20 protein-coding genes are annotated in these 22231 nt (G+C 60.2%); 11 read left to right on the top strand and 9 right to left on the bottom strand.

Annotated elements, in window-relative coordinates; genetic code table 11:
- The first annotated feature begins 1 nt into the window (after window position 1).
- The 3 genes from LJ360_RS17780 to LJ360_RS17770 all read left to right on the top strand — a co-directional run bounded on the left by LJ360_RS17780 (window position 2) and on the right by LJ360_RS17770 (window position 1410).
- A complete protein-coding gene (locus LJ360_RS17780; RefSeq protein ID WP_264994603.1) occupies window positions 2–598 on the top strand; it encodes a class GN sortase in 597 nt (198 codons plus the stop codon).
- Between the two features lie 164 nt (window positions 599–762).
- Window positions 763–1005 carry a GlsB/YeaQ/YmgE family stress response membrane protein gene (locus LJ360_RS17775; protein ID WP_091853063.1) on the top strand — a complete coding sequence of 81 codons (243 nt, stop codon included), beginning with the start codon at window positions 763–765 and terminating at the stop codon, window positions 1003–1005.
- Between the two features lie 3 nt (window positions 1006–1008).
- The gene (locus LJ360_RS17770) at window positions 1009–1410 is read left to right on the top strand and encodes an MAPEG family protein (protein ID WP_091853065.1); all 402 of its coding nucleotides are present in this window, start codon (window positions 1009–1011) and stop codon (window positions 1408–1410) included.
- Between the two features lie 65 nt (window positions 1411–1475).
- Here the strand turns inward: LJ360_RS17770 and LJ360_RS17765 are convergent, their stop codons facing one another.
- Complete coding sequence (locus LJ360_RS17765; protein WP_091853068.1) at window positions 1476–1682, bottom strand: hypothetical protein; 207 nt, start codon at window positions 1680–1682, stop codon at window positions 1476–1478.
- 286 nt (window positions 1683–1968) lie between these two features.
- Here LJ360_RS17765 and LJ360_RS17760 point away from each other — a divergent pair, with 286 nt between their 5' ends.
- The 3 genes from LJ360_RS17760 to LJ360_RS17750 all read left to right on the top strand — a co-directional run bounded on the left by LJ360_RS17760 (window position 1969) and on the right by LJ360_RS17750 (window position 6037).
- The gene (locus tag LJ360_RS17760) at window positions 1969–3414 is read left to right on the top strand and encodes a rhomboid family intramembrane serine protease (RefSeq protein WP_264994602.1); all 1446 of its coding nucleotides are present in this window, start codon (window positions 1969–1971) and stop codon (window positions 3412–3414) included.
- A 290-nt stretch (window positions 3415–3704) separates the two neighbouring features.
- Window positions 3705–4883, top strand: a complete 1179-nt coding sequence (locus LJ360_RS17755; protein ID WP_264994601.1) for an acyl-CoA dehydrogenase family protein — start codon at window positions 3705–3707, stop codon at window positions 4881–4883.
- Window positions 4884–4897: 14 nt separating this feature from the next.
- Window positions 4898–6037, top strand: a complete 1140-nt coding sequence (locus LJ360_RS17750) for an acyl-CoA dehydrogenase family protein (RefSeq protein ID WP_264994600.1) — start codon at window positions 4898–4900, stop codon at window positions 6035–6037.
- Between the two features lie 117 nt (window positions 6038–6154).
- Here the strand turns inward: LJ360_RS17750 and LJ360_RS17745 are convergent, their stop codons facing one another.
- From LJ360_RS17745 to mnmH, 6 genes are all read right to left on the bottom strand, one after another.
- Entirely contained in the window at window positions 6155–7609 is a 1455-nt protein-coding gene (locus LJ360_RS17745; RefSeq protein ID WP_264994599.1) for a hypothetical protein, read from the bottom strand.
- 136 nt (window positions 7610–7745) lie between these two features.
- Window positions 7746–8111, bottom strand: coding sequence for a histidine triad nucleotide-binding protein (locus tag LJ360_RS17740; RefSeq protein WP_091853084.1), 366 nt, complete (start codon window positions 8109–8111; stop codon window positions 7746–7748).
- A gap of 80 nt (window positions 8112–8191) precedes the next feature.
- Window positions 8192–9493, bottom strand: coding sequence for an FAD-dependent monooxygenase (locus LJ360_RS17735; protein ID WP_264994598.1), 1302 nt, complete (start codon window positions 9491–9493; stop codon window positions 8192–8194).
- A 93-nt stretch (window positions 9494–9586) separates the two neighbouring features.
- Complete coding sequence (locus LJ360_RS17730) at window positions 9587–10150, bottom strand: aminoacyl-tRNA deacylase (protein ID WP_091853090.1); 564 nt, start codon at window positions 10148–10150, stop codon at window positions 9587–9589.
- Window positions 10151–10331: 181 nt separating this feature from the next.
- Window positions 10332–11180, bottom strand: coding sequence for a mechanosensitive ion channel family protein (locus LJ360_RS17725; RefSeq protein ID WP_091853092.1), 849 nt, complete (start codon window positions 11178–11180; stop codon window positions 10332–10334).
- Window positions 11181–11251: 71 nt separating this feature from the next.
- Window positions 11252–12373, bottom strand: coding sequence for a tRNA 2-selenouridine(34) synthase MnmH (gene mnmH / locus LJ360_RS17720; RefSeq protein WP_264994597.1), 1122 nt, complete (start codon window positions 12371–12373; stop codon window positions 11252–11254).
- 138 nt (window positions 12374–12511) lie between these two features.
- Here mnmH and LJ360_RS17715 point away from each other — a divergent pair, with 138 nt between their 5' ends.
- Window positions 12512–13189 carry a class I SAM-dependent methyltransferase gene (locus LJ360_RS17715; RefSeq protein WP_091853097.1) on the top strand — a complete coding sequence of 226 codons (678 nt, stop codon included), beginning with the start codon at window positions 12512–12514 and terminating at the stop codon, window positions 13187–13189.
- 527 nt (window positions 13190–13716) lie between these two features.
- Here LJ360_RS17715 and LJ360_RS17710 read toward each other — a convergent pair.
- Complete coding sequence (locus LJ360_RS17710; protein WP_264994596.1) at window positions 13717–14103, bottom strand: VanZ family protein; 387 nt, start codon at window positions 14101–14103, stop codon at window positions 13717–13719.
- Window positions 14104–14182: 79 nt separating this feature from the next.
- Between LJ360_RS17710 and cysZ the strand changes: the two genes are divergently transcribed.
- From cysZ to crcB, 4 genes are all read left to right on the top strand, one after another.
- Window positions 14183–14941, top strand: coding sequence for a sulfate transporter CysZ (gene cysZ / locus LJ360_RS17705; RefSeq protein ID WP_091853102.1), 759 nt, complete (start codon window positions 14183–14185; stop codon window positions 14939–14941).
- A gap of 33 nt (window positions 14942–14974) precedes the next feature.
- Window positions 14975–17824, top strand: coding sequence for an RNA polymerase-associated protein RapA (gene rapA, locus LJ360_RS17700; RefSeq protein WP_413774379.1), 2850 nt, complete (start codon window positions 14975–14977; stop codon window positions 17822–17824).
- Between the two features lie 242 nt (window positions 17825–18066).
- Window positions 18067–20514: an acyl-CoA dehydrogenase gene (locus tag LJ360_RS17695; protein WP_264994594.1), complete on the top strand. Its 2448-nt coding sequence runs from the start codon at window positions 18067–18069 to the stop codon at window positions 20512–20514.
- The gene (gene crcB / locus LJ360_RS17690) at window positions 20511–20894 is read left to right on the top strand and encodes a fluoride efflux transporter CrcB (protein WP_091853110.1); all 384 of its coding nucleotides are present in this window, start codon (window positions 20511–20513) and stop codon (window positions 20892–20894) included. The genes LJ360_RS17695 and crcB overlap by 4 nt, the downstream gene beginning before the upstream one ends.
- A 66-nt stretch (window positions 20895–20960) precedes the next feature.
- Here crcB and LJ360_RS17685 read toward each other — a convergent pair.
- A protein-coding gene (locus LJ360_RS17685; RefSeq protein ID WP_413774371.1) for an IS3 family transposase occupies window positions 20961–22210 on the bottom strand; the annotation gives its coding sequence in 2 pieces (ribosomal slippage) (window positions 20961–21848 and window positions 21851–22210; 1248 coding nt in all).
- Window positions 22211–22231: the final 21 nt, after the last annotated feature.

Here is a 22231-nt window from a genome sequence, read left to right as displayed (position 1 = left end):
CATGGGGCGTATGTTGTTGATGTTGGTTACGCTTTCCGCCGGCCTGCTGTTGGCGGGGTTGTGGATTCCGCTTAAGGCGGTAATGGCCCAGGAGTTGCTCAGCCTGGCGTGGGCCCGCACCCAGGCGGCCCAGCAGCAAAGCCCGCCCTGGCCCTGGGCAGATACCTGGCCGGTAGCACAGCTGCAACTGCCAGGGGAGTCGTCTGCCCTGGTGGTCCTGTCAGGCGGGCATGGCGAAAGCCTGGCCTTCGGTCCCGGCCAGGTCACCGGCCCGGAACCCGGCGAGCGGCCCTCGACTCCGGTCGTGATTGCCGGCCATCGGGACACCCACTTTCGGCCCCTGAAGGGTATTCGCCCCGGTGAGGAGGTTCGCCTGCAATTCGCTGACGGTGCCTGGCGCAGGTATCGGGTGGCCACGGTACGGGTTGTTGACAGTCGCCAGGAGCAGATTGAATTGAACCGCTATGACCAGAACTCCCTGGTGCTGGTTACCTGCTACCCCTTCGATTCCCTTGATGCCAACGGACCACTGCGGTTCGTGGTGGAAGCGACCCGGGACCTGCCGTGGCCCGGACAGGTGCAGTCCACCGGCGCCTGAGGCTTGCATGCGATTGAAAATCAGGGCAATCTCGATGCACTGATAAGCGGACAGCCAGACCCTGAGACGGGCTGGCTGTTGTTTGGTGTGCAATGGAATCCCGACGGAGTCTGATTGCCCTCAACGGGCATATCCGGGGGACCCTGAACCGGAGAGTGGCACGGATGAACCTGATTCTGTTTCTGGTAATCGGTGGTGTGGCCGGCTGGCTGGCGGGCCTGATCATGAAGGGCCGGGGGTTCGGTGTGCTGGCGAACATCGGCATCGGTATCGTGGGCTCATTTATTGGTGGCTTCCTGTTCCGTATGCTTCAGTTATCGCCGTCGGGGCGCATTGGCGAACTGGTCACTGCTACCGTCGGTGCGGTACTCCTGCTGGCGGTGGTCAGCGCAATCAAGAAGGCCTGATCCATGCTGATGCCTGTAACGGCTGTCTATGCCGCAGTGACAGCCTTGCTGCTGTTGTTCCTTTCTTTCCAGGTTTCAAAATACCGGCTCAAATACCGGCAGGGACTTGGCATCAATGACGATGTTGAATTCCAGGTGGCTGACCGGGCCCAGGCCAACCTGGTGGAGTATGCGCCCCTCGCGCTCATACTGATGGGGGTGGGCGAACTCAATGGCGTCAGTGCCCATTGGATTTACTGGGTGGGTATGGCGTTTGTTGGCGGGCGCATCCTGCATGCCTTTGGCATGTTCAATGGCCATGGTGGTCCACACAAGGCCCGCCTGGTCGGTATCCTGCTAACCTGGCTCAGCATGGCGGTGATGGCCATCCTGCTGGTGTGGAATGTGATTCAGGTTCAACCCTGAGGGAAGTACTGCCAGGTTAAACGTAAAGCGCCCGTAAACCCTGGAGGACCGGGCGCTGGTGTATCTCAGATAACGCACGCGAGGGCTTCGGCCCCTCGCTCGGGCTGGCTCTCCTCCTGCCGGGGGTAGTACGGCAAGTCCGCAGTCCGGATGTCTGCCTCCCCATGTACGACCCTGGCCTGCTCCGCCGGGACCTGTGTTCTGGCCTGGGCTGCTTCGAGAGCTGCGGCGCGTGCAATCAGCTCCGGGCTATCCAGTACGAGTACGGTCATGTCGTAGTCCTTATCTCATTGGGTCAGGCTATTGTTCTTATTCCCGCATACTATCGTTGGTATCCGGAGGCTTGGCAATACCTTGTGGCCATTCACCCGGTTCGTTTCACCTGATTGAATGACATTGTTGTGACATCGGTATGACATGGGTCTCCTCCTTCTGGTTTGGACGCTGAAGTTTCGTCCGGTTTGTTGCCATGTCGTGCTATTACACCGGGAAATACTGGCGCCGCTATGGTAGAAACCGGTCTGACCAACGACAAATTGTGATGAAAAGTGGCCGTCGATGATTATCCTGCCCGCTGAACGGAAACTGGACTGGAAGCATCCGCCGTGGATGACTCTGGGACTGATGCTCGCCTGTCTGTTGGTGTTCCTGTTCTACCAGGCCAAGGATCCCCGTCTTATGGGGCAGGCCATCGGAACTTACCTGGATGCAAACCTGGATGAGCTGGAGCTTCCGCTTTACCTGGATTACCTGGAGCGTCAGCAGTTGCGGGGAGAGGCGGAGGCTGGAGACCGGCTGGAATACCTCAGGTTCCTTCAAGGCGAGGGCCAGCGGGCCGGGCTGGCGGCCGCGATTCTGAGTGACCGGGCGTTCATGGATTACCTGGTGGATAACCGGGAGCTGGTCATGAACAGCGTTGAACGTCGTTACTGGGCTGAGCACCGGCCTCCTATCCAGGCGCGCTTCATCGACCGGCTGAGCGCCAACGAGGCAGGCCTGATTCCCGCAGAGCCTTCCCTCTACCGGTTTATCACCTACCAGTTCCTTCACGGCGGCTGGGGGCACCTGATCGGTAACCTGGTCTTCCTGTTCCTGTTGGGTTACACCGTGGAGAAAGCCCTTGGGCCGGGCCGGTATCTGCTGGCCTATCTGCTGTGCGGAGCCGTTGCAGGGGGCGTGCACGGGCTGTTCCACTGGAACGAGCCCGTGGCGCTGGTGGGAGCGTCCGGCTCCATTTCCGGGCTGATGGGCATGTACGTGGCTTTTTACGGCCTGCAGCGAATCCGCTTTTTCTATTTCATCGGGGTGTATTTCAACTACTTCCGGGCACCGGCCCTGGTGATCCTTCCCGTCTGGCTGGCCAAGGAAATCTACGACTACGTCATGGCTGGCGCTACCGGTGTTGCGTACCTGGCCCATGCCGGTGGACTGGTGGCTGGTGCCGCCCTGGTGCTTTTGCTGGGCAGAGGCTGGTTCCAGGCCCGTGAGGACTTCTACGAGCCTGAGCAGGAGGACCGGGATGAGGCTTTCTCTGCGGACTACGCCCGCGCCCTGGATGCGGTTGCCCGGATGGATTTCGTCACTGCCCGCAAGCGCTTCGAAGCCCTGTGGCAGGCGAACCCGGACCGGCCTGTGGCGCTGGAGCATCTTTACCAGTTGGCCAAGCTGCGACCGGACCTGCCAGATTTCCGGGAGCGCACCGTGGATTTGCTACATACCTACCTGCGCCTGCAGCAGCTGGAGCACCTGGTGAAAACCTGGCAGGAATACCTGGACCTTGGAGAGAGCCTTCAGCCCCTTGACCCGGAGGACCATAACCGGGTGCTGTTTGCCGCCCTGCGTGGGGATGACCTCAAGGTCGCAGAAAAAGCCTTTGCCAAACTCCGTGAACGGGGTCCACTGGACCAGGTGAGGGAGGCGGGACAGCTGCTGGCCGACGAGTTCACCAAGCGCCGGATGGCGCCCAAGGCCGACGAATACCGTCTGCTGGTCCGGTCTCTCTGAGTTCCTGCGTACCCTTGCGACTCCCCGCCTGGATTTCACGGGCCGTACAGTTGTGTATTGAAAATATAATTTCTAATCTTTTGTTTTATATGTATTTATAGAAAATCCGCCAAAATCTTTGCGTACAGGGGCATGACAGGCCGGCTCTGGATAAGGCATTATTCGGTCGGTTATCCGCTCCCGGTTTTTGCTGAGCGGAACAGAATTCCAACGTGACATCGGCAGCTACGCCCGAAAATACTCCTGGCCCGTTTCGAGGCCGCCCGCGTGCTGCCCCAAGGAGAACAAGCATGACTGATCTGGAAACCTTCCGTCAGGAAACCCGGGCATGGCTTGAAGAAAACTGCCCGCAGAGCATGCGATCCCCCTTCAAGAGCGACAAGGACGCTTGCTGGGGTGGCCGCAAATTCCAGTTCCAGAGTGAAGACCAGCGCCTGTGGCTGGAACGCATGGCAGAGAAGGGCTGGACCGCGCCTGACTGGCCCACCGAGTACGGCGGTGGCGGCCTGAGCCGCGACGAGCACAAGGTCCTGCTGGAAGAGATGGCCCGTATCCAGGCCCGGCCGCCCCTGAACAGCTTCGGTATCTGGATGATTGGCCCGGCGATTCTGAAATTCGGTTCCGAGGCCCTCAAGCAGCAACACCTGCCGCCCATCGTGCGTGGTGAGATCCGCTGGTGTCAGGGCTATTCCGAGCCGGGTGCCGGTTCCGACCTGGCGGGCCTGCAGACCAAGGCCGAGGACAAAGGCGACCATTTCATCGTCAACGGTCAGAAAATCTGGACCTCCTACGCCGACAAGGCCGACTGGATGTTCGCCCTGGTTCGCACCAACCCGGACGTGAAAAAGCAGGAAGGCATCAGCCTCGTCCTGTTCGATATGGAAACCCCGGGGGTATCCACTCGTCCCATCAAGCTGATCTCGGGTGAGTCGCCGTTCTGTGAAACCTTCCTGGACAACGTCCGTGTTGAGAAGGACCAGGTCGTAGGTGAAGTGGACAAGGGCTGGACCATCGCCAAGTACCTGCTGACCCACGAGCGCAGCATGATCGGTAACATGGGCAGCACCGCTGCGGGCCAGAAGACGCTGTCAGACCTGGCGGTGGACGCAGTTGGCCTGGAAGATGGCAAGCTTGCCGACTCCATGCTGCGTACTGAAGTTGCCTCCTGGGTAATCGACTCCATCGGCTACGAGCTGACCGCTGAGCGGGCCCGGGACGAGGCCAAGTCCGGTCAGGGTGTGGGCAACGTGTCTGCCATGCTCAAGTACGCCGGCACCGAGCTGAACAAGCGCCGCTACGAGCTGCTGGTGGCCGCCTATGGCAGCGAAGGTCTGCTGTGGGAAGGTGACGAGCGGCCGGCCGGGGCGCTGCCGCAGCAGTGGCTGCGCACCAAGGGTAACTCCATTGAAGGGGGCACCACCGAGGTTCAGCTCAACATCATCGCCAAAAACATTCTCGGACTGGGCTAAGGGCGGAGAGAATCATGCAAAAGCTTGTACTGACTGAAGAACAACAGATGCTGAAGGACGCCGCCCGAGGCCTGTTCAGCGAGCAGGCCCCGGTGTCCCAGTTGCGCAAATTGCGGGACGAGAAAGACCCGCTGGGCTACGTACCGGAATTCTGGAACCAGGCCGTTGAACTGGGCCTGGCGGGCACCCTGATCCCGGAAAGCCACGGTGGTTCCGAGTTTGGCCACGTGGGCATGGGACAGGTGATGGAAGAGGGTGGTCGTACCCTGGCAGCTTCGCCGTTGTTTGCCTCCGGTGTGCTGGGCGCCTGCGCCCTGATGCTGGCCGGCAACGACAGCCAGAAAGACATCCTGAAAGGCATCGCCGACGGCAGCCACCTGGTGGCCCTGGCCATCGACGAAGCCGGCCGTCACCAGCCCCTGCGGGTAGCCACGAAGGCGGAGGCCCAGGGCGACAGCTTTGTACTGAATGGCAGCAAGACCTTTGTGGTAGATGGCCATATCGCCAATACCCTGGTCGTTTCTGCCCGCACCAGCGGCGGTGAACGTGATGAGTCCGGTATCACCCTGTTCCTCGTGGACCCGAAGGCGGAAGGTGTGAGCGTTGAGCGCACCATTTTCCCGGACGGCCGCAACTACGCGAAAGTGACCCTGGAAAACGTCGCTGTCGGTGCCGAAGCGGTGCTGGGCGACAAGGACCAGGCTGCCGGCCCGCTACAGAGGCTGCTGGACATCGGCAACGCCCACCTGGCGGCGGAGCTGCTGGGGCTGTCCAGCGAGGCGTTCGATCGTACCGTGGCCTACATGAAGGAGCGCAAGCAGTTTGGCGTGTACATCTCCTCCTTCCAGGCGTTGCAGCATCGCGCTGCCCATATGTGGAGCGAGCTGGAACAGCTGAAGTCCATGGTGCTCAAGGCCTTTATGGCCCTGGATGCCAACGACGACCAGGCCTCCATGCTGGCCAGCGCCGCCAAGGCCAAGGCCAGCCAGGTGGCTGAACTGGTCACCAACGAGGGCGTCCAGCTGCATGGTGGTATGGGTATGACCGACGAGTTCGATATCGGTCTGTTCATGAAGCGTGCCCGTCCGGCACAGCTGTTACTGGGTGACTTCCGCTACCATGCCGACCGGGTGGCGAGCCTGAAGGGCTTCTGATCCCTGGGGCTACTCCAGGTGGCTGTGGCGGTTGCCATGGCGCAGACACCTGAAGGAATAAAAAAGACGACAGGCCCTTTCCGGTCCTGTCGTTTTTTTTTGTAGCTGGTTACCGGGTTAGTCAGTCGCCGGTTTGAATGTCGCCCTGGGCTCCTTCAGAGGGTCCTGGTGCCGAGCCTGGTCCAGATAGCTAGCAATGTCCCCTTTGAGTTCGGGGTCAGAGGTGTGCCGCGCCGCAAACTGGAGGAAAGTCTCCGCCTTGTTCCACTGCCCGAAACCATTGGCCAGTATGCGTGCCACCAGGATATAGGCCGGCGCAATCTGGTCGCTGTCCGGAAAGCGTTTGTGGAAGTCCCTCAGCAGTTGCAGGGCCGCTTTTGGCTCGTGTTGCATGAACAGCAGGTCAGCACAGGCGACCGCCAGTTCAGGGTCCCCGGGCTGGAACTGCGGATCCTGCTGGCGCAAAAGGGTCAGCAGTGTTTTCATCTCCCGGTGACGGCGCAGGGTCACCATCCATCGCAGCAGCTTGCCGTGATGACGGCTCAGGGTTGCCCGGTCATTGCGGGCGAGGGCGAGCCGGTAAACCTGCTCGAGCCGGTTCGGGTTGGCCGGATCCCTTTTCAGGGATTCTTCCAGGATGCCGGTTACCCGGTCGTAGTTTCCTTCCTTGAGGTTCATGTCGATATCCGCATCGATACGGCGACTGCGGTCCCGCTGCGGGTCTGCCGAAGCCTCGCCTTCCTGGTAGTCACTGGCGAAGCCCAGTTCCTGCTGGTACTGGAATAGCAGGTATCCAAGCATGTGGAACAGGATCAGCATGTAGGTGCTGTTGAGAAAGCCTGTCAATGGCTGGGCAAGCAACGGGTCCAGGTGGCTGACGGCAAAGTCCTGGGCCGCACCGGACGCCATGGTCATAAGGATCAGAAAGCCGTACAGCAGGAAATAGGGCCAGCCAATGGCGGTGATCAGGGTAGTGACGTTCAGCGGGTTCAGCGCGGCAAACACCGAATTTTCCATCGCCAGTACCATGATCGAGGCAGGCAGGGCCAGAATCACCAGGGCGCCAATCACCAGGCCGGGAATCGGTCCCAGCATGGCCATGGTGAAGCCCACCAGCATGGCCATGGCGACAAACACCACCATCTGTTGCAGGCCGATGGCGAGGCCTTCACCGGACCAGGCGGTGGACACCGGTGGCGGCTTCATATGGCCTTCGGCGGTATGGCGAATCACCGCGTAGGTGTACTTGAACAGCACCAGGGCCAGCAATACGTAGGTGACCCAGCCCAGGATACCCTGGCCCAGGAAGATGGGCACGAGTGTGCAGAACGCGACTACCATCAGCGGATCCCGGTGAAACGGGTAACGGAAGAAAGCCGAGAGTCTTTGCCAGAAAGGTACCGCCTCGGTAGCGGCCCCAAGGTATCGCAGAGTGCGACCGCAGTGAGGGCAAAGCCCATGCTGGCGACGGGGGTCGGCATCGGGCATGCAGCCGGAGCAATAGTGGATCAGGCATTCACCGCACACCCACTTGGCGGGTTCCAGGGGGTGGTAATGACAGTCGTTTTTCACAGCGTTGTTCCCGGCAGCACAGGGTCCAATGATTGCAGATCGGGAGGTTGTGGACCAAGGGCGTGCTGTAATCTGGTGGACGGGTGCCTGCTTGTGCTGGGTGGGAGCGGGGCGAATGAGCGCCCCGCGCCTGGGGTCAGGCCTGTTTCATCTTGTCGGTATAGGGGGGCCAGCCCAGGGGCTTGCCTGCCAGCAGGTGCAGGTGGATGTGGAACACCGTCTGTCCGGAGTTTTCACCGCAGTTCATCACCGTACGGTAGCCGTGATCCGCAAAGCCCATTTCCCGGGCCAGTTCTCCTGCCACCCAGTAGAGGTGGCCTACCAGTTCCCGGTCGTCCTTGCCGATATCATTGATCGTGGCAATGTCCTTCTTGGGAATGATCAACAGGTGTACCGGCGCCTGCGGGTTGATATCCCGGAACGCGAGACTGATGTCGTCCTCGTAGACAATGTCGGCCGGAATTTCCCGGTTGATGATCTTGCTGAAGATGGTTTCTGCCATGTCTGGGTCCTTTTTGTTTGCTGATGTTCTGGTCGTTGTGAATGCTTGTCGGGGTAATGCTGATAACTCCGGAGAGCCCGTTACCCGGCGGCTCGCCAGGGGGAAGGCAGGCGTTCCAGCAGCGCCCGCGCTGGCAAGGGCAGTCCTTCGTCGATGCCCATGGCGTATCGAGCCACCCGGTTGCGGGCAAAGGGCAGGCCCTGGGCCAGCCCCAGCCCAAGGTTGCGCACGGCCCACAGCGGAGTCCGGCGATTGCTGAACAGGTGGTAGAAGGCATCCATGGTCAGCATCATGCGCCGGTTGGCAGGCCGCCGCTCGGCTTCATACTGAGCCAGTAACTGTGGGTTGCCGGGGTCCTGGCCCTGTCGGCGGGCCTCGTCCAGCAGCGCCTGGAGGCAGCGGGCATCCTGGAAGCCAAGGTTTACTCCCTGGCCGGCCAGCGGGTTGATGGTATGGGCTGCGTCACCTACCAGCACCACACGGTCGTGGAAATAGGTATGGGCATGCTGGCGGGCTATCGGAAAGCTGGCACGGGCGGCTACTGCGGTTAGATCAGGAAGTTCTTCCGGGAATCCCGCCCGGACCCGGGCAATGAAGTCCTGTTCGTTGAGGGCCTTGAGCTCACTCAGAACTGCCGGGTCGTCGTACCAGACCAGGGATGCCCAGCTTTCTCCCGGGTGGGCCGGGCCAGCGCTGTGCAGGGGCAGGAATGCACGGGGGCCGCTACTCTGGAAGGCCTGCCAGGTGATATCCGCAGGTGTGCCCCGGTAGCGCACGCTGGCCACCAGTGCCTGTTGCGCGTACTGGTCGCGGCTGACGCCGATTCCGGCCAGCTGGCGTACCCGGGAGTCGGCCCCGTCAGCACCGATCAACAGGCGCCCGGTGACGGTCTTCCCATTATCCAGGGTTGCGGTGATCTGCTCCCCGGTGTCGGCCAGTGACTGAATGCCGGCGCCGCTGTAGAACGTGACCGTCGGCTGGCGGCTGGCCCGGTCCCAGAGCGCCTTCTGGGTCACCCGGTTTTCCACGATATGGCCCAGGTGGGACGTCTTGAGGTCCCGGGCAGAGAAGGTCGTTCTGGGGGGGGTGACGGGCATCAGCCGTGCGACCGGGTGCTCGGCGGCCTCCCACACGGCCAGTCGGCGATAGGGGGTGGCTGCCATGGCGAGGATGTCGTTCCAGGCTCCCAGCTCTCGCAGATAACGTTCACTGCCTGCACTCAGGGCGGAAACCCGGATATCCGGGTCATCCCCTGCCGAGAACTGCGGGGCTGCGCCATGGTCAACAAGGGCGACCTGGTGGCCTTGGGCCGCCAGGCCATTGGCAATGGCGGCGCCCACCATGCCGGCGCCGACCACGATGAAGTCGAAGGTCTGAGTCATATAGAAGTCCCTGGTCAGACCCCCAGTTTACGGACCTTGCCGGCACTGGCAAGCGATGGCTGCCCGGAAAGGTCCGGCGCTGGTGTCAGCGGTTCAGTAGCCGGCCAGCTCCCATCGCTCTATCTGGTCCTCTGAAGGCATGGGCTCTGCTTTCTGGCGCCTTTGCATCCACGCTGGCTTGCGGGCGCCCGGCCGGATAAAGCCTTTCTCTATCACTACCGGGTTTACCAGGGCCAGGAAGTCCGCCGTTTTCATGTGGATGGACTCTTCGTGGGAGCCAGCGGCAAACGCAATATCCGGCTGACGGGTCAGGGCTTCGCTGCAGTACACCGGCATATCGAACAGGTTACCGAAGGGGGGCATGGCCCCCACTTCGCAGTCGGGAAAACGGTCCTTGAATTCCATTTCGTCCGCCAGTTCGACAAAGTCGGTTTCCAGGACGTCACTGAGTCGTTCCCAGTGAATGCGCCAGGTGGCGGGCATGACCAGCATGGCCATCTTGCCATCAAGCTCGATGATCACGGTCTTGGCCACCCGGTCACCGGCGATGCGGCCATGGTGGGCAAGTTGCTGGGCGGTATAGGCGGGGGGGTGTCTGAGGGCGATGTAATCTGCCCCGGATTGATCAAGGAAGGCTTTCAGTTGTTTTCCCGGCATCGTGAACCTCCTGCCAGAGCGACGGTTTTGGCCGGATACAGAGTATGCACCGACCAGCTTCGTTATTGGCTAGCTTAGCGGAGTGTGCGCGGATTGCGAGCTTCGGAATCTACGGAGTGTGATGGAGTACGCCTGCAAGGGGCAAACCAGCCGCCCCGGGGAGGGGCGGCCGAAGACCAGGTCAGTCGGCGTTTTTGGCGCTGTGCTGGTAGACGTGGACATCCCGTTGAGGGAAGGGTATGGATATGCCTTCCTGGTCAAAGGTTTTCTTGATCTTCTCATGCATGGCCCAGTACACCGGCCACAGGTCGTCGGTCTTGGTCCATGGGCGGGCGATGATGTTCACAGAGTTGTCGCCCAGGGAGCCAACGGCAATGGTGGGTGCGGGGTCTTTCAGCACCCGGTCGTCGGACTCGAGACAGCGCTTGATGATCTCCTTCGCCTTGTCGATATCATCCCCGTAGCCAATGCCGAAGGTCATGTCGCAACGACGGGTATCGTAGTAGCTGACGTTCACCAGTGAGGCGTTGGCCAGGGCTCCGTTGGGCACGATGATACGGCGATTATCGAAGGTGTTGATGATGGTATAGAGAATGTTGATTTCATCCACTGCACCCAGGAAGCCTTGAGCTTCAATGGTGTCACCCACCTTGAATGGCTTGAAGATCAGGATCAGCACCCCGCCAGCGAAGTTGGCCAGGCTGCCCTGCAGGGCAAGACCGATGGCCAGGCCGGCGGCACCAATAATGGCGATGAACGAGGTGGTCGCGATGCCCACCATGGAAGCCACGGAAATCAGCAGCAGGATTTTGAGTACGATACCGACCAGGCCGCAGAGGAACTTGTTGAGGCTGGGATCCTTGGCCTTGAGGCGTGCGTCGAGCACATTGACCAGTCGGTTGATCAGCCACAGGCCTACCACCAATGTGATGATCGCCAGTATCACCTTGGGGGCGTACAGCATGATCATTTCGACGGCCATATCCAGCCATTCACCGGCCTTGCCGTTTTCGCCAAACAGGTCTTCCATTATTGTCTCCCGGTTTTTCTGTGTGTTCGAACGTGTAGGACGGAATCCGGCGGTGAATCCGTTGAGTCGGATCAGCTCCCTCGACTACATTCCCTAAGCGGTTTCCGCCAGTGCAGCCAGTCCACCAGGTCCCGTGGGCCGCCAGCTGTCACAATGCGACCTGACTTCTGGCTGAGCTGGTAGTCATACATAGGATCATAATAGTCTGTAAGAAGCGACTTTATCCAATCATTGTGACCGGTGGGGTCTCCTGTCGCTGCCTGTTCGGTAAGGGCTTGTTCCATCACCTGGCGCAGGTGCTGATGCCGGTCGCCGCCCAGGCGCTTGTGGATTCGGTCCAGGGCGCTGAGCAGGTAATCCCGGAAGTTTTCCCAGCCAGCTGCTTCCCCGTCTCGCTCGCGGAACGCCTTGACCATATCTTCCACGTAGTCCTCGCGGATAATGTCGATACGCTCGTTAAGGGGGCGTTCCAGAATCAGCAGGGGTGCTGAGGACATGCGCTCACGCAGGTCCAGGGGCAGGGCGCAGCGGCCAACCAGGCGGCTTTCATCCTCCAGGTAGATGGGGCCGCCTTTTTCGGAGGCCTTGAGCATGGCGACCGCCAGGGCGTTTTCGAAGTCTATCTGTGACGGTTGGGGTGTCACCTGGCGGCCGAAGCTGGAGCCCCGGTGATTGGCCAGGCCTTCCAGGTCTATCGGGTTGGGCATCTCGTGTAGCACCCGTGTCTTGCCGGTACCGGTACGGCCACTGATGATATGGAAAGTACCCGAGCGGACGATATCGTCCAGGGTATCGATAAGGAAACGGCGCAGGGCCTTGTAGCCGCCCTTTACCAGCGGGTATTCAATACCGGCTTCCCGCATCCACTGCTGGGTCAGGCGTGAGCGCAGGCCACCCCGGAAACAGAACAGATAGCCCTCCGGATGTTCAAGCGCAAACCGCTTCCAGGCGGCGATCCGCTCTGCCTTGATATCGCCGGCAACCAGCTGGTGGCCGAGCCGGATGGCTTCATCCTGGCCTTTTTCCTTGTAGCAGATACCAACCCGGTGGCGCTCCTCGTCGTTCATCAGGGGGGCGTTCACAGTATTGGGGAAACTACCCCGGGCGAATTCCACCGGTGCGCGCACATCCATCAGGGGAATGTCGTTGAGGAAAAGTTCGCGGTACTGGTCGGTATCTGGTCGGGTGCTCATGCCTGGAAGACGTCGTCCGTAGTGGTCATAAAAGCGCAAGTATAACGGATCGGGTGTGGTCCTGTCGTGAGCGCCTCCCGGGCTGAAAACCGGCGTTGGCCGTGTAAAATGCCGCTCCTGAGCCACAGAGGAACTGTCATGGATATCGATGATTACACCATTCCTGCCGGTCTGGTCGGGGCCATCCGCCGGACCCTGCCCCGGGGCCGGCTGGCGGTATCGCGCCCGGCGGGCTGCCCATCACTGGCTTTATACCTGTTTGACCCGCAGGTGCTGCAAGGCCCGCTGAGCCACGACGAGGCCCAGGCGGTGGTAGCGGAGCCGGCTTATTGGTCATTCTGCTGGGCTAGTGGCCAGGTGCTGGCCCAGTGGATTCTGGACCATCCGGAGCAGGTTCGTGGGCGCCGGGTACTGGACTTCGGCTCTGGCTCAGGCATCGTTGCGGTGGCCGCTGCCAAGGCAGGCGCTGACGAGGCCATCGCCTGTGACCTGGACCCGGATGCCCTGGCCGCCACCGAGGCCAATGCCGCCCTCAACGGGGTAAGGGTAACGCTTTGTGATGACTGGCACCGGCGCCCTGCGGGGCTGGACCTGATTACGGCGGCGGATGTGCTTTATGACCGGGACAACCGTCCGTTCCTGCAGATGTTTCGCGAAGCGGCAGGTGAGGTGCTGTTGGCGGACTCCAGGGTTAAGGACCTGGTGGAGCCAGGGTATGAGGTATTGGATATGGTGGCCGCGACTACCTGGCCGGATCTGAATGAGTTTGAAGAGTTCAACCAGGTGCGATTGTACCGATCCGGGAGTGATGGCTGAAAAAGAAAAGGGCAACCCATCTGGGTTGCCCTCGTCGGAACAGGTCGTGGCTTCCATGCTCTTTCGCAACAATCCGGTTGCAAATCTTTCCCTGGCCATCTCCTTGGCGCCAGCATCCGGGCCGGCGATCCGTGTTAGGTTTTCCCTTAAGCCTGCTATCCGTTGAATCCGTGCTTCCCCTCAAACTCCTTGCGAGGGACATCCAATAAGTCTTCCTCTTCCTTGTCATCCTTGACGGTTCCCACTATACCCCTACAAAAATTTACAGCGTATGACCAAACCATGATGGTTCTTTCACAAAACGGTATCAGGAATATTTAACACTTTTTAAACAATGACATACGATTATTGATCGGGGTTTTGGCTTTTTTGCCCACCAGAAGTTCCGGCAGTTTCCTACGTCAATGTAGGAAATATCGCACACGGAATCGGGTTAATCTCTCAAGGCTGTTTATCGGAGCTCTACGGATATTCCTGGTTATGGCGCAAACTGCGTCAACCAATCCGCCGCTTGATTGGACAAGTGCTCAGGTTTCCAGTCGGGCGCCGGTCAGCCTCACAACCAGGGCAAGCAACGCATAGCCAATGAGTATGCCAGCCACATCCGCCATTACGTCCAGTACCGCAAAATCCCGCCAGGGAGTGATCGCCTGTCCCAGTTCCAGGGCAATGCCATAGCTGGCGAGTACCACAAGGGGCACCATCAAGCCGATCGACGGCCACCCCAGCCGGGCCAGTATTGCCAGCACCATAAACGCCAGCAAGTGGTTTGCCTTGTCGCTGGCAGCGGAGGGGATGGGGTAGGGCTCGCTGGTGAAACCCAGCCATGTGATGGCAATCAGTGCCATACAGAAAAGGGCGCGCCAGAGGGTTTGCAACGCGAGCAGTTTGTGAAGGGGTTGTGGAAGTCGCATACCGGGTCCGGCTGTGGTGTTACTGGCATCATGATATGCTTTGCGCCCCTTCACTGCCATGTGTCATGAGGCTGCAAGCATGTTGCAAGGTAATTTTTTCCGGGGTCTGGGTTATCTGGGCGAGGGCTTCGGCCTGATCCGGCAGCCAGGGCTGAGGCTGTTTGTCGTTGTGCCGCTGATCCTCAATCTGCTGTTGTTTATCGCTCTGGTCTGGCTGATGGCGGAGGGCTTTGCGGTGATGATTGCCACCGTCATGGCCTGGTTGCCTGACTGGGCCTGGTTGCAGGCCATCGACTGGTTGTTCTGGCTGCTGTACGGCATCGTCATTCTGCTGATGTTTGCCTATGGCTTTGTGATCATGGCCAACCTGATCGGTTCCCCGTTCTATGGGTTCCTTTCGGAGCAGACCGAAAAATACCTCACTGGCCAGGAGGTCAGTGAAGATGGCGGCTGGGTCCAGATTTTAAAGGACATCCCCCGGGCGCTGGGCCGGGAGGTTCACAAGATTGTCTACTATATTCCGCGGGCCTTGCTGTTAGTCATTATCGGGTTGATTCCGGTAGTCAACCTGGTTGCGGCGGTGCTCTGGTTTGCCTTCAATGCCTGGATGATGTCCCTGCAATACGTGGACTATCCGGCGGACAACCATCGGGTCAGTTTTGGCGCCCTGCGTCAGCGCCTGGCCGCACGACGGCTGAGCGCCCTGGGCTTTGGTCTGCCGGTGGCGTTGCTGGCCATGGTGCCGGTGGTGAACCTCTTTGTCGTGCCCGCAGCGGTTTGCGGGGCCACGGCGTTCTGGATACGCGAGCCTGATCCCACCAGGATCACTCGCACGTAACTGATCATTAAAATCTGAAGTTCTGGAGGATTCTTGGAAGCACCTGCTTTTGCGGTTGGCCAACGCTGGGTCAGTCACTCCGATGCGTCACTGGGCATGGGTATAGTCACCGATGTGTCTGGCCGAACGGTTACCCTCGGTTTCCCGGCGGCGGATGAAGAACGCACCTACGCGATCGATAGTGCCCCCTTGTCCCGGATTGCTTTCCACATGGGGGAAGAGATCGAGACCTTTGATGGCCAGGTACTGACCGTACAGGCGGTGGAAGAGGTCGGCGGGGTTCTGGTTTACCACGCTGCCGATGGTAATGGTGACCTGCAGGAAATCTCCGAGGTACGGCTCGCCAGCCAGGTCAGCTTTTCTGCGCCCCACCAACGACTGTTCGCCGGCCAGTTTGATCGCAATGGTGCGTTCCGGCTGCGCCTGGCCACCCTGGAGCACCAGGACCGGCTGTCCCGGTCACCGGTTCAGGGACTGCTCGGGACACGTACCCAGCACCTGCCCCACCAGCTCTATATTGCCAACGAAGTGGCCCGGCGGTTCGCCCCACGGGTGCTGCTGGCGGATGAAGTGGGGCTGGGCAAGACCATTGAGGCCGGGCTGATCCTGCATTATCAGCTCCATGCCGGCCTGGCCCGGCGGGTGTTGATCGTGGTGCCGGACTCGCTGATCCATCAATGGCTGGTGGAAATGCTGCGCCGCTTCAACCTGCGTTTCTCCATCGTGGATCACTCCCGCTATGAGGCCTTGTCAGAACCGGACCCGGAGCTGGAAGAGGAGGTGGCCCAGGCCAACCCCTTTGAAGAGAGCCAGCTGGTGTTGTGTTCGCTGGACTTCCTGACCAGCCATACCCTGGCCCAGCGTGACGCACTGGCGGCAGGCTGGGATCTGATGGTTGTGGACGAGGCCCATCACCTTGGCTGGCAGCCGGGCCGCCCGAGCCGGGAGTACTCTACGGTGGAAAGCCTCGCCGAGGAAACCCGGGGCCTTTTGCTGCTCACCGCCACACCGGAGCAGGCCGGTGAAGAAAGCCACTTTGCCCGCCTCAGGTTGCTGGATCCCGCTCGCTTCCATGACCTGGAAGCCTTCCGCAAGCAGGAAGCCGATTATCAACAGGTCAATGACGTGGTTCGGGCACTGCTTGAGTCAGGTGAAGTGCCTGGCCCTGACCGACAGGCCATCTTGCGGCAGTGGCTCGGGGATGACCTGGAGGGGTTGCTGGCGGCCGGTGATCCAGTGCAGGCCATTGTAAGTGCATTGCTGGATCGCCACGGCACCGGCCGCGTTTTGTTCCGCAACACCCGGGCTTCGGTCAAGGGTTTCCCCCGGCGGCAGCTGCATACTTACCCTCTGCCATGTCCCGAGCTGTACCGGAAGGAGGGGGATGTTACCGGCGAGGCGGGACTGACCCCGGAAGTCGGCTTTACGGACGAACGTTGGCTGGCGGAAGATCCGCGAGTGGCCTGGCTGGAGCAGACCCTGAAAGGCCTGAAACGGGAGAAAGTGGTGGTGATTTGCGCCCACGCCGAAACAGCCATGGCCCTTGAAGAGTACCTCCAGTTACGGGCGGGCATTCGCAGTGCTGCCTTCCACGAACACCTGAGCCTGATCGAGCGGGACCGGGCTGCCGCCTATTTCGCCGAGGATGAGCAGGGTGCCCAGGCACTGATCTGCTCTGAAATTGGCAGCGAGGGCCGGAATTTCCAGTTTGCCCGCCACCTGGTGCTGCTGGACCTGCCCGCTAACCCGGACCTGCTGGAGCAGCGTATCGGTCGGCTCGACCGGATCGGACAGGGCGAGTCTATCGACATCCACGTGCCCTACCTGGAAGGCACCAGTGGCGATGTACAGTGGCAGTGGTTCCACGAAGGGCTCAATGCCTTCGAACAGAGTTGTGCCATTGGCGTAGCGGTGTTCGACGAGGTTCGCGAACAGTGGCAGGCGGTTATGGCCGGCGATACGGCCGGGTTACCTGACCTGGTTGCCCATACATCGAGGCTTGCGGCGGAGCTGCGAGAACGCCTGGAAAAAGGTCGGGATGCCCTGATTGAACTCAACTCCTGTCGCCGTGACCGTGCGGACGCACTGATCGAGGCAATCGAGGAGGAAGAGGCGGATGCCCGCCTGCAGGACTATGTGCACACCGCCTGCGACATTTTCGGAGTGGATGTGGAAGAGCACTCTGAGGGCGCGGAGATCCTCAAGCCCAGCGAGCAGCGGCACTCCGGGCAGCTGGAGTTGGTGCCCGATGACGGCGTTACTGTCACCTACAGCCGCGAAAAGGCACTGAGCCGGGAAGATATGGCGTTCATGAGCTGGGAGCATCCCCTGGTTACCGGTGTCATGGACTCGGTATTGGGTTCCGGGCTGGGCAAGGCGGCGCTCGCGACCATGTCGGTAAAGGGGTTGCAGCCCGGCACGGTCATGCTGGAGGCCGTCTTCATCGTGCATTGTCCGGCGCCGGAGCGGCTGCAGTTGTCCCGGTACCTGCCATTATCTCCGGTGCGGGTGCTGGTGGACGTCAACGGCCGTGACCTTTCAGCCGTGCTGCCCCATGACCGTCTCAACGGCCTGTGTGCCAATATTCCCCGCCGTACGGCGCAATCGGTGGTGCCACGGATCCGGGCAGAGGTTGAAACCATGGTGGACCATGCCCGGGCGCTGGCGGAACCGGAGTTCGAGCCGGGCCGGGATGCCGCCCTGAGTCGGGTAAGGGAGCTTCTGCAACCGGAGATTCAGCGCCTTGAGGCATTGCGTCGTCATAACCCGGCCATCCGTGAGGAGGAAATAACCTTTTTCCGGGATCAACTTGATGCGGCGGAAACCGCCATCTCACGTGCCGAGCTGTCACTGGAGGGGATCCGGGTGGTGGTTACTGCATGACGGGGCTGGCCAGGTACCATCCGTTCCGGTAATTTGGGCGTAAGATCATGCAAGGCCGGGGCTTTTGTGGTGGAGCCTGCCGCAAGTCCTGGCAGCGTGCTTAGCCTGAACGCGCGCCGCGTAGAGGTATCCGAAAACAAGCAAGGATGGCCGAGCAGGCCTCACACACTCAATTTGAACCACGGAACCGCCGCGACCTGACATCGCCGGTTTCCCGTTCCGGAGGATGAAAGAGAGCGCCTATGATGACCCTGATACTGTTTGTACTGGCCCTCACCGCACTGCTGATGGTGATGCGCCGCGAGGCCGGCGCCAAACCCGCCATCATTGTGATGGTTGTGTTCGGCTTGCTGTCATGGATCTTTGCTTCCGGCTGGCTCACCCTGCTGCTGTTTGCGGGTGCCGTGGCAACCGCCGCCGCCGGCTTGCCGCAATTCCGTCGCAGCTGGCTGACGCCGCGGGTGTTCGCCATGTTCAAGAAGGTGGCCCCCAAGGTTTCAGACACCGAACAGGTGGCCCTGGATGCCGGCACCGTGGGCTGGGACGGCGAGCTCTTCACCGGGCGCCCCGACTGGCACAACCTGCTGATTAACCGGAACACCGGTCTGACGGAGGAAGAGCAGGCTTTCGTGGACAATCAGTGTGTGAAGGCCGTGTCCATGTGTAACGCCTGGGATGTTGCCGTAGAGCGCGCTGACCTGCCGGCGGAATTGTGGGAGTACATCAAGAAGGAGAAATTCCTGGGGATGATTATCCCGAAGGAATACGGCGGCCTCGGTTTTTCCGCCAAGGCCCAGTCGGCGGTGCTACAGAAGCTGGCCGCCAATGAGGTGCTGATGGTATCCGTGGGCGTACCCAACTCCCTGGGCCCCGGTGAACTGCTGGTCAAATATGGCACCGAAGAGCAGAAAGACCACTACCTGCCACGCCTTGCGGATGGCCGGGAGATCCCCTGCTTTGGTTTGACCGGGCCCCGTGCCGGTTCGGATGCCACGTCACTGCCGGATACCGGCATCGTCTGCAAGGGTGAATATAACGGCAAGGAAGTGCTGGGCCTGAAGCTCAACTTCGAGAAACGCTGGATCACCCTGGCGCCCATTGCCACGGTTGTGGGCCTGGCCTTCCGTATGTTCGATCCGGATGGCCTGCTGGGCGAAGAGAAAGACCTGGGCATCACCTGCGCGCTGATACCCCGGGATACCGACGGCATGGAAATCGGCCGTCGGCACTGGCCCGTTGGCAGCCCGTTTATGAACGGGCCGATTGTGGGCAAGGACGTATTTATTCCCCTGGACTTTATCATCGGTGGTCCGGAAATGGCTGGCGAAGGCTGGCGGATGCTGGTGGAATGCCTGTCCGTGGGGCGCTGTATCACCCTGCCTTCCGGTGCGGCGGGTTCCGCCGCGACCTCGGTCGGTGTGGCCGGTGGCTTCACCCGTGTGCGTCGCCAGTTCAATACTCCGGTTGCGGATATGGAAGGCGTCCAGGAAGCCCTGGCCCGGATTGCCGGCCAGTGCTACATCGCCCAGTCGTCAGTCTTGCAGACCGCCAACATGATCGATAATGGCGAAAAGCCAGCGGTCCCGTCGGCCATCCTGAAATATCAGCTCACCCAGATGCAGCGTGCCGTGCTTACCGACGCCATGGATGTTCACGGTGGCAAGACGGTCACCCTTGGCCCACGTAACTACCTGGGGATCGGCTTCTCGGGCTCGGCGGTGTCCATTACCGTCGAGGGTGCCAATATAATGACCCGCAGCCTGATGATCTTCGGTCAGGGTGCCATCCGCTGCCATCCCTATGTACTTAAAGAGCTGGCTGCGAAGGCCAAGGATGACGAAAGGGCATTCGACGAGGCGTTCTTCAGCCACGCCGGCCTGATCTTCGGCAACGCCGCCCGGGCATTCACCCAGGCTCTCGGGCTTGGCAAGGCGGAAGTGCCCTTCGACAGTACCGCCCGCCGCTATGCCCAGGGCGTGGCCCGCTTCAGTGCGGCCTTTGGCCTTTGCTCTGACGCCGCCATGACCACCTTGGGCTCACAGCTCAAGATGCGGGAGCTGATCTCCGCCCGTCTTGGCGATATGCTGGCCAATCTCTACATGGCCTCCATGGTCCTCAAGCACTGGCACGAGACCCAGCCGGTTGAAGGCGAGGCCGACTTGCTTGAATACAGCATGGGCCTGCTGCTTCATCGCACCGAGAATGCCCTGGACGAACTGCTGCAGAACCTGCCCAACCGGGCGGTCGCGGTGGCTCTTCGTATGGTCACCATGCCCCTGGGACGTCGCTGGGACAAGCCCCACGACGACCTGACCCGCCGGGTAGCCCGGGCCATATCCACCGACACTCCGGTGCGTGCCAAACTGCTGATGCCGGTCTGGCATACCGAGGGTGACGACAAGGAAAACCCGGTGGCGCGCTATAACAGCCTGCTGAAGGATTATGACCGGGCGGAAGGCATCTATCGCAAGGTGGGCAAGGCCGCTGCCAAGGGTGAGCTACCAGGCCAGGCCCTGCACCCGGAAGAGCAGTTCGAGGCAGCGTATCAGGCCGAGATTCTCAGCGAAGAAGAAATCACTTTCATGCGAGAGTACGAGAAGAACGTGCTCGATATGCTGACAGTAGATGACTTCCCGTTCGACGCCCTGGCCATGGACAAATCCACTCTGATTGACCACAACCCGGCATGACCGGCTGGGCCTTCCTGGCAGTAAGCGTTGGCGCTGTGATCGGCGCCAACCTTCGCTGGGGCCTGAGTCTCTGGCTCAATGGTCCGGGGCATGGGCTGCAGGGAGGGACGCTGCTGGCTAACCTGGCTGGAGCGGGTCTGGCGGGATTCTTTATCAGCTGGTTCAGCCACAGTTCGCTGTCGCCCGAATGGCGGCTGTTGGTGATTACCGGGCTGTGCGGGGCGCTTACCACCTTCTCGACGTTTTCACTGGAATTGATGGGTGCCCTGCAGTCGGGCAAGTGGCTGGTGGTGCTGGCCAGCGTTGCCGTGCATGTGCTGGGTTCCCTGGCCATGGTGGCGGTGGGAATGTGGTTGTTCGGGCTCTGGCGGCCGGTCTGACAGGGTGGCCAGGAAAGGTCTGGAATCGGCCAGGCTATGGGCAATACAGGAATTCAGTGACCCGTCCTAATATACGTTGACGGTTTTTGTTGAAGCCAGCGGCCTAGGGTTGCTGGCTTTTTCATGCACCTCTTGGGGCGTTTTCATGCCGAGACTGAGGTGTGGCCTGTAGGTATTATAGGCAGCAATGGACTCCTTGATCAGTACACCCAACTCGGCAAAGGTTCGACATCGGTTGATAAGAAACTCTTGCTTGAGGATGCCGTTGATCCGTTCAGCAAGAGCGTTCTGGTAGCAATCATACCCATCGGTCATCGATGGCCGAATCTGATGTTTCCGTAGCACGCTTTGGTACAGAGAAGAGCAATATTGGAGGCCTCGATCCGAATGATGTATGAGGGGCTGATCGGTCATACGGTGACGGACTGCCTGGTTCAACGCGGCCACGGTATCGGAAGCTTTCATTTCATGGCTGAGGTTATGGCCCACGATCTTGCGTGAGAAGGCATCCGTAATCAGGGATAGATAATGCACCCCCTCACCTGTTTCAACGTAGGTGATATCGCTCACGAAGACCTGCTCCGGGCGATGCAGCTCACATCCTGCCAGCAGGTTAGGATGCTTCCTCATCCAATGGCGGCTGTTGGTTGTTTTCGTATAGTTTTTCTTCGGGCGGACCAGTAACTGGTGCTGACGAAGGTAATCAAACAAACCATCTCGGCCAAGCTTGATGCCAAGGGCTTGAAATTCTTCGTGCAGCAGATAATACAGCTTGCGTGTTCCTAATCGTGGCAATCGTTTTCGAATCTGCTGCACAAGAGCTTTAACCGGCTCCAGTTGAATCTGACGCATTCTCCGCCGCTGAAGACGTTGATAAATCCCCTGGCGTGATACTCCAAAGAGCGAACAGCTTTTGCTCAGGCTCACTTTGCCTTTTGCTTGCAGCGTGCGCGCTCCTTGGATAAATACTTTTTTCGCAGGCCGGCTCCGTAATCCCGATCCATGATATCGACCATTTCATTGAGCAGGAGGTTGCGAAGACGCTCATCTTCCAGCTCTTTTTCCAGTCGCTTTATCTTCTGCTCGGGCGTTTCCTGGGATCGGTTCATGGGCGAGCTCCTGGGCAAGGACCAGTCCAATTTACCATGCTTCCGAAGCCACGTGAGAACCGTACTGCGACCCTGGATACCGTAGGTCTTTTGCGCCTGTTTGTACGTGAGCTCGCCTTTTTCGACCTGATCAACAACCGCTAATTTAAAGCCGAGGTTGTAATCACGCTGCGTGCGCTTCTTGCGGGTGGGAGTGATGTTGTCCATCTGTGCATCTCCAGATGACAA

Origin of the sequence: Marinobacter sp. AN1 (assembly GCF_026013985.1) — a bacterium.
GTDB lineage: Bacteria > Pseudomonadota > Gammaproteobacteria > Pseudomonadales > Oleiphilaceae > Marinobacter > Marinobacter segnicrescens.
The sequence above is the reverse complement of the archived record's forward strand: the minus strand, read 5'-3'. Positions and strand labels throughout refer to the sequence as shown.

Coding starts and splice junctions, on each gene's coding strand:
- LJ360_RS17780 (WP_264994603.1), top strand. CDS start 2: ATGGGGCGTATGTTGTTGATGTTGGTTACGCTTTCCGCCGGCCTGCTG.
- LJ360_RS17775 (WP_091853063.1), top strand. CDS start 763: ATGAACCTGATTCTGTTTCTGGTAATCGGTGGTGTGGCCGGCTGGCTG.
- LJ360_RS17770 (WP_091853065.1), top strand. CDS start 1,009: ATGCTGATGCCTGTAACGGCTGTCTATGCCGCAGTGACAGCCTTGCTG.
- LJ360_RS17765 (WP_091853068.1), bottom strand. CDS start 1,682: ATGACCGTACTCGTACTGGATAGCCCGGAGCTGATTGCACGCGCCGCA.
- LJ360_RS17760 (WP_264994602.1), top strand. CDS start 1,969: ATGATTATCCTGCCCGCTGAACGGAAACTGGACTGGAAGCATCCGCCG.
- LJ360_RS17755 (WP_264994601.1), top strand. CDS start 3,705: ATGACTGATCTGGAAACCTTCCGTCAGGAAACCCGGGCATGGCTTGAA.
- LJ360_RS17750 (WP_264994600.1), top strand. CDS start 4,898: ATGCAAAAGCTTGTACTGACTGAAGAACAACAGATGCTGAAGGACGCC.
- LJ360_RS17740 (WP_091853084.1), bottom strand. CDS start 8,111: ATGGCAGAAACCATCTTCAGCAAGATCATCAACCGGGAAATTCCGGCC.
- LJ360_RS17735 (WP_264994598.1), bottom strand. CDS start 9,493: ATGACTCAGACCTTCGACTTCATCGTGGTCGGCGCCGGCATGGTGGGC.
- LJ360_RS17730 (WP_091853090.1), bottom strand. CDS start 10,150: ATGCCGGGAAAACAACTGAAAGCCTTCCTTGATCAATCCGGGGCAGAT.
- LJ360_RS17725 (WP_091853092.1), bottom strand. CDS start 11,180: ATGGAAGACCTGTTTGGCGAAAACGGCAAGGCCGGTGAATGGCTGGAT.
- mnmH (WP_264994597.1), bottom strand. CDS start 12,373: ATGAGCACCCGACCAGATACCGACCAGTACCGCGAACTTTTCCTCAAC.
- LJ360_RS17715 (WP_091853097.1), top strand. CDS start 12,512: ATGGATATCGATGATTACACCATTCCTGCCGGTCTGGTCGGGGCCATC.
- LJ360_RS17710 (WP_264994596.1), bottom strand. CDS start 14,103: ATGCGACTTCCACAACCCCTTCACAAACTGCTCGCGTTGCAAACCCTC.
- cysZ (WP_091853102.1), top strand. CDS start 14,183: ATGTTGCAAGGTAATTTTTTCCGGGGTCTGGGTTATCTGGGCGAGGGC.
- LJ360_RS17695 (WP_264994594.1), top strand. CDS start 18,067: ATGATGACCCTGATACTGTTTGTACTGGCCCTCACCGCACTGCTGATG.
- crcB (WP_091853110.1), top strand. CDS start 20,511: ATGACCGGCTGGGCCTTCCTGGCAGTAAGCGTTGGCGCTGTGATCGGC.